Below are 15,114 nucleotides of genomic sequence, written 5' to 3'. Positions count from 1 at the left end.
TCGGGCGGCGTGGGAGGCAGTGTCACAGTGCCGTGCGGGCGAGCGGCAGGGCGGCTAGGGCGAACGCGTCGGGCTGCTGGTAGTACAGCCGCCGCAGGTCGACCTGGGCGGTGACGGCTGCGGTCTCGATCTGCGCGCACGCGGCGTCGAGGGCGGCGTCGGTGTCGGCACTGACGGTGAGCAGCCCGGTCAGGGCGACGTCGGCGTGGCCAGCGATCAACTGCCGCTCGCGGACCTTGACGTCCGCGTACTCGACGGAGTCGGCCTCGGAGTCCACTTGTCCGCGGCGGGCTCGCTCGTTGGCGTCGGCGATGATCGCGGCCTTCTTGCGCTGGACATCGCGCAGCGCCGACTCGAATCCCTGCGGCACGTATATAAGGGACAGGCTGCGGCGCACCCCGGCGGTGAACATCAGCCCGTGCAGGAAACCGGGGGTGGTCTCGGTGCGGGGCCAGTTCTCGATCCAGTAGGTGGCGTGGCGGGCGCTGTCGGTGCGGAGCCGGTCGTACTCCTCGACCTGCACGACGGGCCCGGCTGCAGCAGGGTCCGCCTCGGCCCGGCCTGACGTGGACCACTGCTGGAGGGCGGAGAGAGCGGCCGGATCGTAGGCAGTGCGGATGACCGCGGCGATCTCCCGCGCGTTGAGCCAGCCGGTCACCATCAGTCCCGCGCTACGGGCCGCGAGGGCGATGGCCGAGGTGGTCTGCTCCAGCACCGTGAAGGCTCCGGGGAGCCCTCCGCCGGCCTGACTGATGAGGCGCTTGGCGGCCTTGAGGTCCAGGCTGATGGCCAGGTACGCCTCGTGCGGTGCGGCGGCCGGTCCGGCCGAGGCGACCAGCTCGGAGTAGACCTGCCCGGCGACCGGGGTGTCGGGGCGGCCGTGCTGTGCCCAGTGGCGGGCGAGGGTGTCGCCGGAGTCGGGGACGGTGCGTTCGAGGACCTGCACGGTGGCGACGTGTCCGGTGCGGGCGGTGCCGGCCAGGGCCCGCCCCCACCCGGCAACGTTCGCGTTCTGGCTGGCGGGATCTAGCAGGGCGAACGCGCGACTGCTGACCCGGGCGACGGCGGTGAGCCGCTGGTGGTGTGGGTCGTGGACGGCGGCAGCCTGGTTGGCGGAGTCGCCGGGGGTGACGACCTTCAACGAGGCGGCGGTGCCGGGCAGATGCAGCACGCCGTCCTGCCGGGGCCGCGAAACCGGCCGGGCCAGCCACAGGGTCTGCCCGGTGCGGCGGCGGTGGGCGTAGCGGGCGACGACCGGTGCCCAGTCGATCAGTGACCTGCCGTTGCGGCGGATGGCGACCAGAGCGGCGACGACCGCCCACAGCGGGGTCAGGGAGATTGCGCCGAGCAGTCCGGTCGTCACCACCGTCATGAGGAGCAGCGCCAGCGCGCCGGAGACGAGGAGAAGCTGGGGGAGGGAGAGTCCGAGGAGGATGCCGCGCCTGGAGCGGTGCGGGAATTTGACCGTGATCGGGGAGACGGAGAGTTCAGACAAGAGCCGGTTTCCGGTGAGGCGCGGGGCGGGGCCGGGACGGCGCACCCGCACGCGGAGTGCGGGGCGCCGAGCCAGCGTGGGGATGGGTCAGCGGCCAGTGGGCGGAGGTGGTGAAGTGCCGGTCCCGGCCTGGCTCGTGGAGTTCGGAGCTGGCGGGGCGCCCTGCGGCGGTGTGGGAGTGCTGGTTGGAGGCGCGGACATGAACCCGCTGCCGGCGGGTGATCCGCCACCAGACTGTGGGCCGGGGCTGCCGCCGAGGCCGCTGGTGTCGTCCCGCGGGCTGGTCGGCGGGGGCTGTACGGCCTTCTCGAGACTGCTCCTGATCCCCCCGTCTCCGGATGACGGGGTGCCCGAACTGCTCGAGTCCTTGCCAGTGTCCGGGGCGGGGTTGGTGGCGATGTCGCCGGGGAAGCCGCCCGGGACGGCGTCTGGGCCCTGGGGAGCGGCGCCCGCTCCGGCCGCGGCACCGCCGGTGCCGGCGGTAGCGGCTGCGGCGGCTGCCTTGCGTCCGGCGCGCTCGGCGTGCTGGCGGGCGATCTGCGCGCCGGCCCCACCAGAACGGTGCAGGGCCTCGGCATCCGATCCTTCGGAGGCGGCCCAGTGCACGAACTTGAACGTCGCGTACGGGCACAGCAGCACGAGCGCCATGATGACGATGCCGGCCATGACGTCGGCGAGCGCGGCGACGCCGTCCTTGGCCTCGGTCTTGCCCATCGCTGAGATGCCCAGTACGAAGATCACAGTCATCAGGAGCTTGGAGACGACGAGGGTGGCGGTGGCCTCGATCCAGCCCTTGCGCCAGCGCCGGGCGACCTCCCAGCCACCGCCGGCACCGGCGAAGACGGCGAGGGTGACCATGACGAGGATGCCGACCTTGCGGACCATCATCACGCACCAGTAGAAGAACGCACCGAGCGCGGCGCCGACCCCGGCGAAGACGGCGACCAGCCAGCCCATCGCCGACAGACCCGGGATCATGGCGACCTTGATCAGACGCCGTACGGCGGAGTCGATGGACAGGTTCGCCGCTTTGAACAGCCCGGCGGACAGGGCGTCGACCACTTCGATGGCGACGGTGGTGAAGGCGATCGCGGTGAACGCGAACAGCACGCCGGTGGCGGTGCCGGTGAACGCCTGGGTGAGCGCCTGGCCGTCGCGGCGGATCGCCGCTCGTAGGAGCTGGGCGCAGAAGGTGGCGACGAGGACGATCAGGCCGATCGGCAGGATCATCTCGTAGTTGTCGCGGAACCATCCGGCGTTCAGGTCGACCTTGGTGGTGGTATCGACAGCTTCGGCGGCCAGGTCGGCTGCTGCGGCAGCGAGTTCGCCCGCACTCTTGGCCATCCAGTTGCCGATCGCGGCGCCCGGGTCGGAGGCGAAGGAGACCGCGTCGCCGACAGCACACAGAGTGTCGGTCAGGGGGAGATCGCAGAAACCCAAGGGGGAGTCACCCCTCCTTTCTCATAGGTCGGGGCCGTCAGGGCACGACGCGGGGGGCGAGGGAGACCAGGGAGCAGTCGGCATTGGGACGGCACTGCACGGCGAGGGTGACCGAGCGGTCCTCGGCACCGGCGCCGCCCTTCCTCCAGACGATCTGCTGCTTGCCGGTCACGGTGACGGCGTAGATGTACGCCTCGGTGATCGCCGACGGGTCGTCCGCCAGGGCCTGCTTGAACGCGGACGGGTAGTGCGCCTCGTCCACGGTGGCGGTGGTGTACTGGTCCTGGTCGGCCATCCGCGACCACAGCACCGGATCCGGCACCTGGGCGGCGATCGAGGGCCAGTCGGCGTACTTCGTTTCCGACGTCAGCCACGCCTTCATCCCGGCGAGCTGCTGATCACGGCTGGTGGTGCGCGTGTCGTACGACCACAGCATCGCGGCGGCGGCCTTGGCGAAGGCGACCGGGTCGGCCACCGGCGGCGGTTTCGCCACCGTACCGGCCCCGGCCGACGGCTTCGGGCCGGCGATGACGGAGTTGGGGCTGCTTGTGGCGGAGGGACTGGTCGTCCGGCTGGTGCTGGTTCCGGTACGGCCGGTGACCAGGGCGACGGCGGCGGCGAGGGCAAGCAGGACGGCGAGGCCGATCGCGATGACGGTGACGCGTTGCCGGGTCGACCAGCCGAGGCCGTAGCCGGACAAGGAGAGGGATCGCTTCGGCATCAGTGAACCTGCGACCCCAGCGCCGAGAAGAACGCCACGATTCCGTTCGCGGCGCCGAGGCCGAGCGCGGCGCCGGCCGAGACGACGGCGCCCTTCTTGCCGTTGGCCTCGGCCTGGTGGCCGCCGGTGTGGTGCCCCCAGGCCCACACACCGAGCGATACCGCCAGCGCGCCGACCACAGCGACGATCGCGAAGAGGTTGATGCTGTTGACGACGTTCTTCAGCACGGCGAGGCCGGGCAGGCCACCACCTGAGGGTGTGATGCCGGGGTCGTAAGCGAGATAGATGAGTCGGTCTGCGAAAGACATGGGTGTGGAGAGGACTCCTTGCAGGCACAGGGCGAACGGCCCGGCGGTAACGGGGAAGAGAGAAGGAGAGCGGCGCGGCGGAGCGGGCCCGAAGGCCGTCAGACGACGCGGCGGGCGGCGAGGATGTCCCAGTCCGCCAGCGGCGTGATTCGAACAGGCTTTCCGGTGCGGGGTGCCTCGATCGCCAGGCCCGAGCCGATGTACATGCCGACGTGTTCGGGGCGGGCGGCGCTGCCGCGGGAGAAGATCAGATCACCGGGCTTCAGCGCCTTGGGGGAGACGGCCTTACCCTCGTTGACCTGCGTGTACGTGGTGCGGGTGAGCGTGATGCCGGCGTGCGCGTACGCCTGCTGGGTCAGCGAGCTGCAGTCGCAGCGGCCCATCGGGTCCGGGCCGTGCGGCGCGGTGCAGGTGCCGCCCCACTGGTACATCGTGCCGAGTTGCGCCATCGCCCACGCGATCGCCTTGCGTGCCTTCGGATCGGCGTTCTTGGGGATCGAGTAGCCCTTGGGCACGGAGCCTTCGGGGATGGTGCCGTACCCGGAGCCGTCCTCGGTCGCCGTGCAGGAGGCGGTGCTGGTGGAGGTGTCCGGGTCCGTGCCGGAGGTGCCGGGGAAGGTGGCGGCGATCGCCTTTTGCAGGGCGGTCGCCAGGGGTTCCCACTGGGCGTAGGCGTCGGGGTAGGCGGAGCGCTGCACGGCCTGGGCGGCCTGGGTGACGGTCATTTGCTGCCAGCCGTCCACGGCGAGCAGGTGCTTGTAGAACTGGGTGGAGGCGTAGACGGGGTCGTGGATCTCCTCGGCAGTGCCCCAGCCCTGGCTCGGGCGCTGCTGGAACAGGCCGAGTGAGTCGCGGTCGCCGGAGCTGAGGTTGCGCAGCCGCGATTCCTGCATCGCGGTGGCGAGCGCGATGATCTGGCCCTTCTTCAGCACGTGGAGGCTGATCCCGGTGGCCACGATGGTGCGGGCGTTGGGGATCTGTTCTTCGGGCAGGGTCAGGCCCTCGACGTGGACGTTCTTGGCGGACGCGCCGTTGAGGATCTTGGTGACCTGCTCGATGACGGCGTCGGTGTCGACGTCGCCCACGCAAGCGAGGGAGGAGTAGGTGCTCTGGGCGGCCTCGCTGGAGGAGGCCATCAGCATGGCCGTGCCGGCCAGGAGGAAGGGGGAGAGGACGAAGACGCCGATGCCGGCGGCTATGCCCTTCAATCCGGTGCGCCCCCTGAGCGGTTACGGTCCGGCGGCGGGGCGGCTGCGGGCAGGGGAGGGTAGGGCGATGTCAATGGTGTCCTTGGAGGTGAGGTCCTGGCCGCGCGTGCGCAGGAGCGGAAAGGGGGCGGGCGGCCGGGTCGGGTGAGTCGGGATTCCTGCGAGACGGGGGAGTTGCACCTCACGCCGTTGCGGGACGGTTGGGGTCAGGTGTGCCGGGACAGGGGGACCTCCGCGAAAGAGGGGTTAGGGAGTGGGCCATCGGCGGTGTTCGCCGGGCATTTCCTAAACAGTAAGGGCGGATCCCCGGTTGCCGAAATCGTTCGTGATCAAGGCTTGATTCCAAGGGTTTTGGCAGCGATAGCGCTCAACCGGGGATCGTGCCCTACAGTTTTGGTTCCTCCCCCTCGCAACCCCCTCTTCCGCCGGCCGGGCCTGTGTCGCCCCATATGCCGGCTGCGGGATCACGGCTGCGGGCCGGAGGCATTCCCCTCCTCTTCACCGAACCGAACTGGGGTATCCCTTTGCCTTTTTCCCTGCACCAGGGCGACGCGCTCAGCGTGCTCGCCGAACTGCCGGACAACTGCGTCGACTCCGTCATCACAGACCCGCCCTACAACTCGGGCGGCCGGACTGCGAAGGAACGCACGGGCCGCAGCGCCAAGCAGAAGTACACCTCCGCCGACGCCGGCCATGACCTCCCGGACTTCACGGGCGAGAACATGGATCAGCGGTCGTACGGGTTCTGGCTGACGCAGATCATGACCGAGGCCCACCGTCTGACCAAGACCGGCGGTACGGCGCTGCTGTTCACCGACTGGCGTCAGCTGCCGATCACCACGGACGCGATCCAGGCGGCCGGATGGCTGTGGCGGGGGGTGCTGGCCTGGCACAAGCCGCAGGCCAGGCCCCAGAAGGGCCGCTTCACCCAGAACTGTGAGTTCATCGTCTGGGCGTCCAAGGGTGCCATCGACGGCTCCCGGAACCCCGTCTACCTGCCGGGTCTCTACAGCGCCTCGCAGCCGTCGGGCAAGGCCCGGCAGCACATCACCCAGAAGCCTGTCTCGGTCATGCGGGAGCTAGTGCAAATCGCCCCGCCGGGCGGCACCGTGCTCGACTTCACCTGCGGCTCCGGCTCGACTGGCGTGGCCGCTCTACTGGAGGGCCGCGACTTCATCGGCGTCGAGAAGACCCGCCACTACGCGGACATCGCTGAAGCTCGGCTCACTGAGACGCTCCAGCGGACCCTCACCCAGGACGACATGACCCTGACGTCCTGACTGCCTGCACTCTGTTTCGCCGTGCTGCCTGCCGAGTGCTGCCCAGGCGTCATTCTCCGTGGCGCGCATGGGCGTTGTAGCACCCATGTCCCGGTTACCGAAACCGGGGATTGTCCGGATGGTTGGAGCCGAAATCCCCACCCATCGGCTGCGCGTTCAAGGAGGCCCTCTTTTCGTGCCTGAATCCATAAACATCCCGGACGACGGGGAGATGGAACCGGTCCGGATTCCGGAATCCGATCTGGAGAGCATTGAGGCGAAGGTCCGCAAGCTGCTCGATCAGTCGGCAGAGCAGGCCCGGCAGCTCGACAGTCTGTCCTCCGCCCCCGCTCCCTCGCCGTTCGCCGCCTACGGCCTCCCAGGTTTCGCGGGCATGCCGCCGCTGTCCGCTCCGCCGGAGCCGCGGCCGATCCTGGAACTCGACGGCGAGGAGTACGAGGACGAACTCGACGCCCTCACGGACTGGGTGAACGACTTCCTCCTCCGGTATGGCGCCGAAGTGACCACCGCGGCTCCCTGGTGCAAGCAGTGGCAGGAGCACGAGGACGTCGTGGCCTGGCTGCACTCCCTGTGGCTGGCCTACCAGCATCACAAGGAGCCCGAGGCGGGCCTGGCGGGCATGTTTGTCTGGCACCGGGACTTCCTCACCCAAGCCATGGCCACGGTCCGGGCTCCCGGCGGGCCACTGTCGGCGTGCATGACGGACCCGGACCGGCCCGCCCACCGCCTGCTGCCCGGCCCGAAGCCCTCCGCCCGCTCCTCCAGCACGGCCGCCAGGGAGGCGGAGGAGGACGGCCGGGCGGACCGGACCGCATGACCGGCGGCCATGAAGCCCGGCCCGCCTTCGGTCTCTCCTTCGACCCCCGCGCGCTGACCGATCTCCTCCAGGCCCCGGAAGACATCCGCGATCTGGCTCTCGCCCAGCTCCAGGACGTCGTCAATGCCCGCCTGTTCGGCAGCAAGCTCACCCGCGACCTCGCTGGCTGCCGCAAGCTGTACGTCGATCACCGCAATGAGTGGCGCATCGTCTACGCCCAGCGCCCGGCACCCGCGAACTCCACGCACCGTACCGAAATCCATGTGGTGGCCGTCCGCCCGCGGGCCGGGCACGACGTGTACGACACCGCCCGCGCCCGCCTCGGTATCGCCCGGCGCCCGACGAGCGCGCGGACTCATGCAGCCCGCACCCGCTCCCCGCAGCTGGACGCGCACCGACCGATCCCCAAGCCGGGCCCGCCGCCGTACGCGATGCCCGGCCTCGACCGACCCGCACCCACAACACCCCTGAAGGGCCCCCTTCGTTGACGCAGTTCCCCACCCTGATCGACCAGGTCGCCACCGCTGTTCTCGAGCCCGTCCCTGCCGGCGAGAACCCGCACCACCGAGCCATCCTCGATGTGTTCACCGAGGCCCAGGACCTCGACCGGCAGCTCGTCGCCCTCTCCGGCAAGAAGCTGCCCGACGGCGTCAGCGCCGCCGAGCAGTTGGAGAAGCTCACCGACGTCCTCGTCGAAGGCATGGCTGCGGGAGCCGAGCTCAACGCGCTGCTGTCCACCTCCTGTTGCTGCGCCGCATCGGAGGGCAACGCGGAGGACACGCCGGACGTGATGGAGGACGAGGACGACGACTTCCTGTCCTGCCCAGGCCAGCCGAAGACGATCGTCCACGCCTGCCTCGGTGTCTTCGCCGCCATTGGCGACCCGGACACCATGGCCTGCGCCGATCTCGTCCTGTGCCTGCGCGACCTACCGGGCGACGCTGACGGCCGCTGGCCCTACGCCGACCTCACCCAGGTACGCCTCGCCAAGCTCCTGGCCCCCTATGGAGTCCACACCCGCAACACCACCGGTCACGACGGTCGCTGCTACAAGGCGTACCGGCGTACGGATCTGCTGGACGCACGGGCGGGCCGCTCCTGCTGACGCACCCCGCCCTCGCACGCAAGCGACAGGTGACGGCCCGGGACTGGCCCCTGATCGACGCCTTCCACCAGCACTGCTCCGAGCCAAGCATGCTGAGCCGCTGGGGCCGAACAGGCTTCGCACGCCGCGACCTTCTGCGGCTGCTCGCCCACGCGGAGTGCTGGATCGGGCTCGACGCCGACGATGCGCCGGTCGGCCTCGTCTGCGTCGGCCCCGTCAGCCGCCAAGAGGGCGTCGTCGACCTCGGGCTGCAGGTCGCCGACGCCCGCCAGCGCCAGGGCATCGGCACCACCCTGGCCTGGCACGCGGCCGACGCCGCCCGCGCCCGCGGCGGTCACACCCTGACCGCGTACACCAGGGCATCCCACACGGCCGTACTCCGGATTGCCGAACACCTGGGTCCCACCCGGCACACCCGCGACGGCCCGTACGTCGAGGTCCACGTTGCCCTGGACCTACGCTCCCCGGTCCGCCCCTGCTCGCAGGAACCCGCTACCCGATGACCTCTCCCTCTCCATCCACCCCATCGACGAACGTGGTGACTGCCCTCGACCACCGCATCGAGGGAGCGGTGGGCCGCAGCATCGAGCAACTGTGGCAGCATCGCGAGCGCCACCTGCTCGACGATGCACAGACCCGGCTGGCCGATGCCCACCACGGCCTGGTCACAGCAGAGCGAGCGGTGACCTTCTATCGCCTCCTGCTCGCCCGTCTGGCCTCGGGCGAGTTCGAGGTCGACGAGGCCCTGTGCACGCGGATTGACCGTACCGTCAGCCAACTGGCGCAGGCCGTCGGCGAGCGCGACGCTCAGCAGGCCACGGCGCAGATGGCATTGGAAGCGGTAGAGAAGGCCGCTCGCACCCAGCGTCCTGGGCCGGCGCAGGAGTTGTCCGCGCCGGACTTCGCAGCCCTGCTCGCCATTGCCCAGGGCGCCAAGCTGCGGGAACACCTGCTCACACAGCGCCTGTCGGTCGTGACCGCCTCCGGCAGCCGGGTCGCCTACCACCAGTTCCAGCGCTTCGAGGCGGCCGGGCTCGTCGTGCGCGACGGCTCCCGTCCGCTGCACGCCGGGCAGCCCGTCACTCTCACCGAAGCCGGCCGCACGCTCCTCGCCTCACCGCAACCACCAGGCCCGCCGACCGTGCCATCCGTACGGCGGGCCGGAGCCTGGCCGGCTCCGTCCGCCCCTCGGCGGTGAACGCCTCCCCGGCCTACCCGCGCAGCCCCCGTTCCTGCCGCCGATCCGAAAGCATCAATGCCCCCAACCGCCCCTGACTTCCGCCTCGATGGTTATGAGGCCGTCAACGACCGGGTTGCCGAGCAATTCTGGCAGCACATCACCATCAACGACACGTCGCTCACCGTCCTGGCCGAGCACCACACCACGGACGGTGAGCACAGTTACTACGTCCTGCACGACGGGTCCGTTACCTGGGGAATCCCCGGTGAGCCCCAGATCGTCGCCCTGCACCTCAAGCGCGACACCATCGCGCGCACCTTCCGCTTCGATCGCACTCCACTGCCGTTGCCAGCCATGGCCCAGTCCTGGCTGATCGCCCGCAGCTGCCCCGAGGAGAAGATCCTGCTGCCCGAGGGCACGGGCACGACGCCTGCCGACGATGTCACCCGGGCCCTGGAGGAACGGCTGCGCCGTGACGGCGACCACTTCGCCCTCCTGCACAGCTACACCCACGACAGCGAGCCCATCCAGACCACCGTGCTCCTGCGCGCACTGGACGAGCGGGCACCCGTGCCCTTCCGGGTGCTGCTGGAAGAGGCCGACACCGACATGTTCACGCACAGGCTGCGCGAGGGCGGCTTCGCCACCTTTGAGGCCGCCACGACCTGGTGGGAAGCGCACTGGCGCGGCGAGGACGCCCCGCTGCCCGCCCCAGCACCACCCGCACGCCGCACCACGCGGCCCCCGGTCTCGGCACACCCCACGCCGCCGCGTGGTCCGAGCCGCTGAGTCCACCCGGCAACTACCGGCCTCGCTACGTCATTTCGTGTCGGAATGGCGGCCCGGTCTGTGTCTGCTGGGGCGAAACATAGCAGCACATCCCCGGTTACCGAAACCGGGGATTGTCCGGACTCTTTGATTCGGCCCGCACGGCATCTGCCCGGGCTCGTTCCTGCAATTCCCTTCCCATGACGCGGAGCTCAATTCCCCATGCGCTCAACCCGAATAGCCGCCTGAGCTGCCCTGCTCGGTGCCTCGCGCCGTCCACATGTGCCTGGACTAACCAGCCCGCTGCCCCATCCAAGCCGGTCCTGAATCGCCGCCATCTGTAAGGCGGTTGGCCTGCAAATTCCCATTGCCCTGTTTCCCCGAACGCCAACGGAAAGGACTTTTGCTGTGCCTGACGCCAACGACGTGCTCGCCGTCCTCACCGAGCAGATCGAAACCCGCTTCCAGACACCGATCGCCGAGCTGCGCCGCACCGTCACCGCCACCCCGCGGGCCAGCCCGGAAGCCACCACGATCGTACGCTGGCACGGGATGCTCACCGAGGCCCAGCAGGTGCTGGAGAGGGCCGAAAACGCCCTGGCCGAAGCCCTCGCCCGGCACGTGGAGGCTGTGCCCGACGGTGAATTCGTAGAGCTGCCCGAGCACGTCATGCAGCTCGCGGACACGGTGAACAGCGCGCACACCGTGCGGGAAGGGCGCGCCATGACTCTGCGCTACTTCCTGGACCCCCAGGCGATCGGGAACCGCATGTCTACGTGGCGATCGTTGATGGCTCGCCGGGGCCCGGCTCTGCCGACCGCCCCACCGCCGCTGCCTGGCGTCGCGCAGGCGCCCGTGCGAGGGGCAGCCCGGTGAGCGTGATCGAGAAGACCTCCACCCAGGACGGCCGGCTGGAGCAGGTGTTCGGCGCCCCGGTGCGGGAGCTGTACGCGCAGGCGACAGGGCCCGAAGCCTCTGCGGCCCTGGTGCGCGCGCTGGAGCTGCGTTCCTTCCTGGTGGTGGCAGAGGAGCAGGTGGCACGGGTGCGGGACCGCGTCCATGAGGCCACCGCCGCCCACCGGGACATGGACGAGCTGTCCGCCGACGACCTGCGCTTCGACGCCCAGTGGCTGGAAGCCGCCCTCGCCGGACGCGACGGATACGTCGCCGCACTCGATCAGCTGCTGCGGACCATGCCCGAGCCCGGCCAACGCCCAGGTCTGCCAGTCCAGTTTGCCCAGATGAAGATCACCGCCGTTGCTTCGCCCGTCCCGGCGCCCCCGCGCGCTGGGCCGGTGCGAGCCCGCCGCCCCTGAAAGTCCCTTCCGACTGTGTCCCAGCTCCCCGCCAGCGACTCACAGATGATCTCCGGGCGCATCGAGGATCTCTACGCCAAGCCGCTGGCCGACCTTGAAGTCCTCGCCGACGCCAATCCCGACGGCAGCATGCTTGCCGCTCTGGTCAGCAGTCTGACCGACCTGCGGTTCGCCGAGCGCAACATCGCCTTCCAACTGCAGCGGCTGCGTGAACTGGCTCACCCGGAACGGCAGATCGGCTCCTTCGAGACCGTCCACATCCTCGACTGCGCCCGCCGGATGGCCGACTCCGTCGCCACCCGCGACGCCCACGCCAAGACCCTGAACGGCGTCCTGGCCAGCCTGCACCGCGTCCCCGCCCCGGACCCGAAGCCCGAGCCCGTACCGGCCGCCTCCACTGTGCCGACTCCCGCGCCTGCTGCCGCCCGCGCCCGCTGACCTTCCCCGCCCCCGCCTGAGGAGTTCCCCCTTGGCCGCCACCGGTCTGCCCCGCACCACCCGTAGCGATCTCGCACGCGTCACCGAGTCACTGGAGATGCTCGCCCCGCGCTGGAGCGTGTGGACGCTGATGACGCTCGCCTCCCAGCCGCTGCGCTACAAGGAGATCAAGTCCCAGCTGTCGTGGCTGCACTCCGGCCAGCTGAACCCCCTGCTGCGCAAACTCACCGACTCCGGCCTGATCGAGCGCACCGAACACGGCCCGCGCCACGTGACCTACGGACTGACGGCACGCTCCACCGAACTGCTTCCCGGCCTCACTGTGATCGCCGCCTGGGGGGACGAACACCTGGAGAAGGGCCTCGTCCGTAACGCCCGCACCGGCGAGATGGAGCCGGAGCGGATCGCCACGGCCCAGAACATCGAGGACACCCTCGCCCTGATCAGCCCCCGGCACGCCACACCGATCCTGTGGGCGTTGAAGGCGCGCGGGGCCGCGACCGCCAAGGCCCTGGCCGCCGAGGCCATGCCCGCCTACGGGCTGCCCGCCGTCTACCTGCCGCTGGACCGGCTGATCGCCGACGGCCTGGTCACGACCAACCGCAGGGCCACGGGAATCGGCGAGTTCCTGCTCTCGGCCAGCGGCCATGCCCTCGCGCCCGTCTTCCAGGCCGTCTCGGCGTGGGCAGCCGGACGCCCACTCGACACCTCCCACGCCCACCCGTTGTGGGGACAGGCACTTGCCCCATCCCGGGCCCGTTCCGGGCCGTGGCTGACCACCCAGACACGGCTCCCGGCACCCGCCGCCCCCGCCACCCCGGCGGCCACGGTGTGGCGGGCCGGCGATCTCTTCTCCCACCAGACACCCGCCCGCCCCCTGGCGGTCTCCCCGGCAGGAGGCCCGCGCCGATGAGCAGCACCGCAATCCTCAGCCACCGGCACACGGGCCGCGTGATCAGGGTCCTGTCCCTGCCGGCCATGATCCGGCTGGTCAGCGAGATCGACGACAACGGCCCCATCAGCTACAGCCGAGGCAGCCTGCAGGGCGCCTTCGGTGACCTCCCCCGACACCAGTTGCGCTACGCCATCGATGCCGCACGCCTGCTCGGCCTGGTGCACTTCGCCGACCACGCCCCGGCCCGCTACCGGCTCACCAAGGCGGGGGAGGACCTCGCCGAGGTGTACGACACCGCCGCCCGCTGGTCGCGTATGCACCAATACCCCAGCGCGGCCAGCGACTTCGTCACCCGCGTCCACCAGACCCTGAAACTGCTCGCAGACGGCGGCGTCGGCCTCCCCGCTGAGGCGGTCTTCGCGCTTCCTGAGCTGCGCCGTGTGTTGGCCGAGTGGCTCCAGGCACATCCGCAGGTCTTGCAGGCTGTGGCATCCCGCTCCTCCCACGCAGCGGATGAGACGGAGCGCGCTGCGTGAGATTCCGTACCGGAAACCGGCCCTCCCGCCGACCGGTTTCCCCGTTGCTGCGCGGTGTCTATGTGCCGCGCAGCATGGACGCCGCCGCGTTCGCCCTGACGACGTACGGCATCCCCCTACTGGTCCTCGCTACGACCAACTCCGCAGCCCTGACCGGGCTGGCGTTCGCCCTGGAATGGGTGCCGCGCCTGGGGGCGTTCGCGCTGGCCGGGGCTCTGGTCGACCGCTACGGCACGGCCGCTGTCTTCCGCTTCGCCTCGGCGGCGAGGGCCTTGGTCGTGGTGGCCGCAGCGTTCATCCTGCCGCACCAGAACGACCCGGTCGGTGCCACCGTCACCGTTCTGCTGCTCGCCGCTGCCACGGGAGCGCTCACCGAGTTCTCCTACGTCGCCGCCGAGACCACCGGCGCGATGGCCGCCCGAGAGACCGGAGCGCGTGCCCACCGTGTGCAGGCCGCCCTGCTCGGCATCGACCAGACAGCGACCCTGGCCGGTCCCGCGCTCGCCGGGCTGCTGCTCCACTGGAGCGGCGCCACCGGACTGCTGACAGCGATCGCCTGTTTCTCGCTGCTCGGCTGCGGGTTCGCTCCTCGCCGAAAGGACGACGAGCAGGCCCGCCCGGCGGAACTCGTGCTCAAGGGGCTGCGCACCGGCTGGTCGACGCTGCGGTCGCTGCCCGCGCTCGGCTGGCTTGTGACCGGACTGACCGTGTCCAATCTGGCGGTGGGCCTCCTACAGGCCGCTGCCCCGGTGATCGTGGTCAAGCAGCTCGGGCACTCGACCGCGGACGTGGGCCTGCTCTGGTCGGCCGCCGCCATCGCGGCACTCTTCGCGGTCGCCCTGTGCCGGAAGGCCATCGACCACTACAGCCTGTGGACAGTCGGTACGGTCTCAGCCTCGATCGCCGCCACCGGATGCCTGGCCATCTCGCTCAGCCACACCTACAGCGCCTATCTCGCGCTGACCGCCGTCCTCATGGCCGGCGAAGGCGGTATGACCGTCGTGCTGCGCACCCTGCGCACCCACCTCATTCCGCCCGACGTGTTCGGCGCCACCCTCGCCCTGACCATCCTGCTGCTCCTGCTCCCCTTCCCCCTCGCCGGACTCCTCGTCGCTGCCGTGCCGCCCCCGCTGCTCGGCCACGCGATCACCAGCTGCGCCGTACTGCAGGCCCTGGGACTCGCCGTCACCTTCGCACGGCTGCGCACCGTCCCTGGCCTGCGCGCCTCCTTCGCCTAACCCCTCCCGGCCGCCTGCTGCCCACTGCTCGTGTTCACGGAGACCACCCGATGCCCACGCCCCACGCCTTCGCCCACCCGCCGGTGACCCGTCCTTCGCTCCGCGCCGGATCGAGACCCACGATCACGGACCGTCTCCTCGCCTTCGATGCCCAACACCCCTACGTGTACAGGGCCTTGGAGCGGCTTACCGCCCAGCGGCTGGCGTCCGGGGCCACCCGCATCGGGCTCAAGGCCCTCTTCGAAGACCTGCGCTGGCAGCTGCCCGAGGGCATCCGCGGCGTGAACAACAACTTCACCGCCCTGTACGCGCGGAAGCTGATCGCCGATCACCCCCACTGGGCCTCCGCCTTCGAGCTGTGACGCCGAC

At 70.4% G+C, this 15,114-nt stretch carries 19 protein-coding genes; 14 read left to right on the top strand and 5 right to left on the bottom strand.

The window, feature by feature from the left end; translation table 11 throughout:
• Nucleotides 1-22: 22 nt before the first annotated feature.
• The 5 genes from ACFYR0_RS14655 to ACFYR0_RS14635 form a co-directional block, all read right to left on the bottom strand.
• Nucleotides 23-1,495, bottom strand: a complete 1,473-nt coding sequence (locus ACFYR0_RS14655) for an SCO6880 family protein (RefSeq protein ID WP_389326604.1) — start codon at nucleotides 1,493-1,495, stop codon at nucleotides 23-25.
• Between the two features lie 87 nt (nucleotides 1,496-1,582).
• Entirely contained in the window at nucleotides 1,583-2,935 is a 1,353-nt protein-coding gene (locus ACFYR0_RS14650) for an ATP-binding protein (protein ID WP_389326601.1), read from the bottom strand.
• A gap of 37 nt (nucleotides 2,936-2,972) precedes the next feature.
• Nucleotides 2,973-3,656 (bottom strand): hypothetical protein, encoded by a 684-nt coding sequence (locus ACFYR0_RS14645; protein ID WP_389326598.1) that lies wholly within the window; start codon nucleotides 3,654-3,656, stop codon nucleotides 2,973-2,975.
• Nucleotides 3,656-3,964, bottom strand: coding sequence for a DUF6112 family protein (locus tag ACFYR0_RS14640; protein WP_389326595.1), 309 nt, complete (start codon nucleotides 3,962-3,964; stop codon nucleotides 3,656-3,658). The genes ACFYR0_RS14645 and ACFYR0_RS14640 overlap by 1 nt, the downstream gene beginning before the upstream one ends.
• A 98-nt stretch (nucleotides 3,965-4,062) precedes the next feature.
• Nucleotides 4,063-5,172, bottom strand: coding sequence for a C40 family peptidase (locus ACFYR0_RS14635; RefSeq protein WP_389326592.1), 1,110 nt, complete (start codon nucleotides 5,170-5,172; stop codon nucleotides 4,063-4,065).
• 524 nt (nucleotides 5,173-5,696) lie between these two features.
• Here ACFYR0_RS14635 and ACFYR0_RS14630 point away from each other — a divergent pair.
• From ACFYR0_RS14630 to ACFYR0_RS14565, 14 genes are all read left to right on the top strand, one after another.
• Complete coding sequence (locus ACFYR0_RS14630) at nucleotides 5,697-6,452, top strand: DNA-methyltransferase (protein ID WP_389326589.1); 756 nt, start codon at nucleotides 5,697-5,699, stop codon at nucleotides 6,450-6,452.
• Between the two features lie 211 nt (nucleotides 6,453-6,663).
• Nucleotides 6,664-7,269, top strand: coding sequence for a DUF4913 domain-containing protein (locus tag ACFYR0_RS14625; RefSeq protein ID WP_389327081.1), 606 nt, complete (start codon nucleotides 6,664-6,666; stop codon nucleotides 7,267-7,269).
• The gene (locus tag ACFYR0_RS14620; protein WP_389326586.1) at nucleotides 7,266-7,757 is read left to right on the top strand and encodes a hypothetical protein; all 492 of its coding nucleotides are present in this window, start codon (nucleotides 7,266-7,268) and stop codon (nucleotides 7,755-7,757) included. The genes ACFYR0_RS14625 and ACFYR0_RS14620 overlap by 4 nt, the downstream gene beginning before the upstream one ends.
• Nucleotides 7,754-8,374, top strand: a complete 621-nt coding sequence (locus tag ACFYR0_RS14615; RefSeq protein ID WP_389326583.1) for a DUF3631 domain-containing protein — start codon at nucleotides 7,754-7,756, stop codon at nucleotides 8,372-8,374. Before ACFYR0_RS14620 ends, ACFYR0_RS14615 begins: the two co-directional genes overlap by 4 nt.
• Before the next feature lie 29 nt (nucleotides 8,375-8,403).
• Nucleotides 8,404-8,877, top strand: a complete 474-nt coding sequence (locus ACFYR0_RS14610) for a GNAT family N-acetyltransferase (RefSeq protein ID WP_389326580.1) — start codon at nucleotides 8,404-8,406, stop codon at nucleotides 8,875-8,877.
• Nucleotides 8,874-9,572, top strand: a complete 699-nt coding sequence (locus ACFYR0_RS14605; protein ID WP_389326577.1) for a hypothetical protein — start codon at nucleotides 8,874-8,876, stop codon at nucleotides 9,570-9,572. The genes ACFYR0_RS14610 and ACFYR0_RS14605 overlap by 4 nt, the downstream gene beginning before the upstream one ends.
• A 57-nt stretch (nucleotides 9,573-9,629) precedes the next feature.
• Nucleotides 9,630-10,343, top strand: a complete 714-nt coding sequence (locus ACFYR0_RS14600; RefSeq protein ID WP_389326574.1) for a hypothetical protein — start codon at nucleotides 9,630-9,632, stop codon at nucleotides 10,341-10,343.
• 387 nt (nucleotides 10,344-10,730) lie between these two features.
• Nucleotides 10,731-11,198 carry a hypothetical protein gene (locus tag ACFYR0_RS14595; RefSeq protein ID WP_389326571.1) on the top strand — a complete coding sequence of 156 codons (468 nt, stop codon included), beginning with the start codon at nucleotides 10,731-10,733 and terminating at the stop codon, nucleotides 11,196-11,198.
• On the top strand, nucleotides 11,195-11,638 hold the full coding sequence (locus ACFYR0_RS14590) for a hypothetical protein (RefSeq protein ID WP_389326568.1): 444 nt from the start codon (nucleotides 11,195-11,197) through the stop codon (nucleotides 11,636-11,638). The genes ACFYR0_RS14595 and ACFYR0_RS14590 overlap by 4 nt, the downstream gene beginning before the upstream one ends.
• A 15-nt stretch (nucleotides 11,639-11,653) precedes the next feature.
• A complete protein-coding gene (locus tag ACFYR0_RS14585; protein WP_389326566.1) occupies nucleotides 11,654-12,076 on the top strand; it encodes a hypothetical protein in 423 nt (140 codons plus the stop codon).
• A gap of 31 nt (nucleotides 12,077-12,107) precedes the next feature.
• Nucleotides 12,108-12,989 carry a winged helix-turn-helix transcriptional regulator gene (locus ACFYR0_RS14580; RefSeq protein ID WP_389326564.1) on the top strand — a complete coding sequence of 294 codons (882 nt, stop codon included), beginning with the start codon at nucleotides 12,108-12,110 and terminating at the stop codon, nucleotides 12,987-12,989.
• On the top strand, nucleotides 12,986-13,507 hold the full coding sequence (locus tag ACFYR0_RS14575) for a hypothetical protein (RefSeq protein WP_389326561.1): 522 nt from the start codon (nucleotides 12,986-12,988) through the stop codon (nucleotides 13,505-13,507). The genes ACFYR0_RS14580 and ACFYR0_RS14575 overlap by 4 nt, the downstream gene beginning before the upstream one ends.
• A complete protein-coding gene (locus tag ACFYR0_RS14570; RefSeq protein ID WP_389326558.1) occupies nucleotides 13,504-14,745 on the top strand; it encodes an MFS transporter in 1,242 nt (413 codons plus the stop codon). The genes ACFYR0_RS14575 and ACFYR0_RS14570 overlap by 4 nt, the downstream gene beginning before the upstream one ends.
• 50 nt (nucleotides 14,746-14,795) lie before the next feature.
• Complete coding sequence (locus ACFYR0_RS14565) at nucleotides 14,796-15,107, top strand: hypothetical protein (RefSeq protein ID WP_389326555.1); 312 nt, start codon at nucleotides 14,796-14,798, stop codon at nucleotides 15,105-15,107.
• The last annotated feature ends 7 nt before the right edge of the window (nucleotides 15,108-15,114 follow it).

This window comes from Streptomyces sp. NPDC005017 (assembly GCF_042873115.1).
Lineage (GTDB): Bacteria > Actinomycetota > Actinomycetes > Streptomycetales > Streptomycetaceae > Streptomyces.
Note: the sequence above shows the minus strand (reverse complement) of the source record. Positions and strands in the feature narration are given on the sequence as shown.

What these genes read in the sequence shown, in the direction of transcription:
- ACFYR0_RS14645 (WP_389326598.1), bottom strand. Translation starts at nt 3,656, where the DNA reads ATGCCGAAGCGATCCCTCTCCTTGTCCGGCTACGGCCTCGGCTGGTCG.
- ACFYR0_RS14640 (WP_389326595.1), bottom strand. Translation starts at nt 3,964, where the DNA reads ATGTCTTTCGCAGACCGACTCATCTATCTCGCTTACGACCCCGGCATC.
- ACFYR0_RS14625 (WP_389327081.1), top strand. Translation starts at nt 6,664, where the DNA reads ATGGAACCGGTCCGGATTCCGGAATCCGATCTGGAGAGCATTGAGGCG.
- ACFYR0_RS14620 (WP_389326586.1), top strand. Translation starts at nt 7,266, where the DNA reads ATGACCGGCGGCCATGAAGCCCGGCCCGCCTTCGGTCTCTCCTTCGAC.
- ACFYR0_RS14605 (WP_389326577.1), top strand. Translation starts at nt 8,874, where the DNA reads ATGACCTCTCCCTCTCCATCCACCCCATCGACGAACGTGGTGACTGCC.
- ACFYR0_RS14600 (WP_389326574.1), top strand. Translation starts at nt 9,630, where the DNA reads ATGCCCCCAACCGCCCCTGACTTCCGCCTCGATGGTTATGAGGCCGTC.
- ACFYR0_RS14575 (WP_389326561.1), top strand. Translation starts at nt 12,986, where the DNA reads ATGAGCAGCACCGCAATCCTCAGCCACCGGCACACGGGCCGCGTGATC.
- ACFYR0_RS14565 (WP_389326555.1), top strand. Translation starts at nt 14,796, where the DNA reads ATGCCCACGCCCCACGCCTTCGCCCACCCGCCGGTGACCCGTCCTTCG.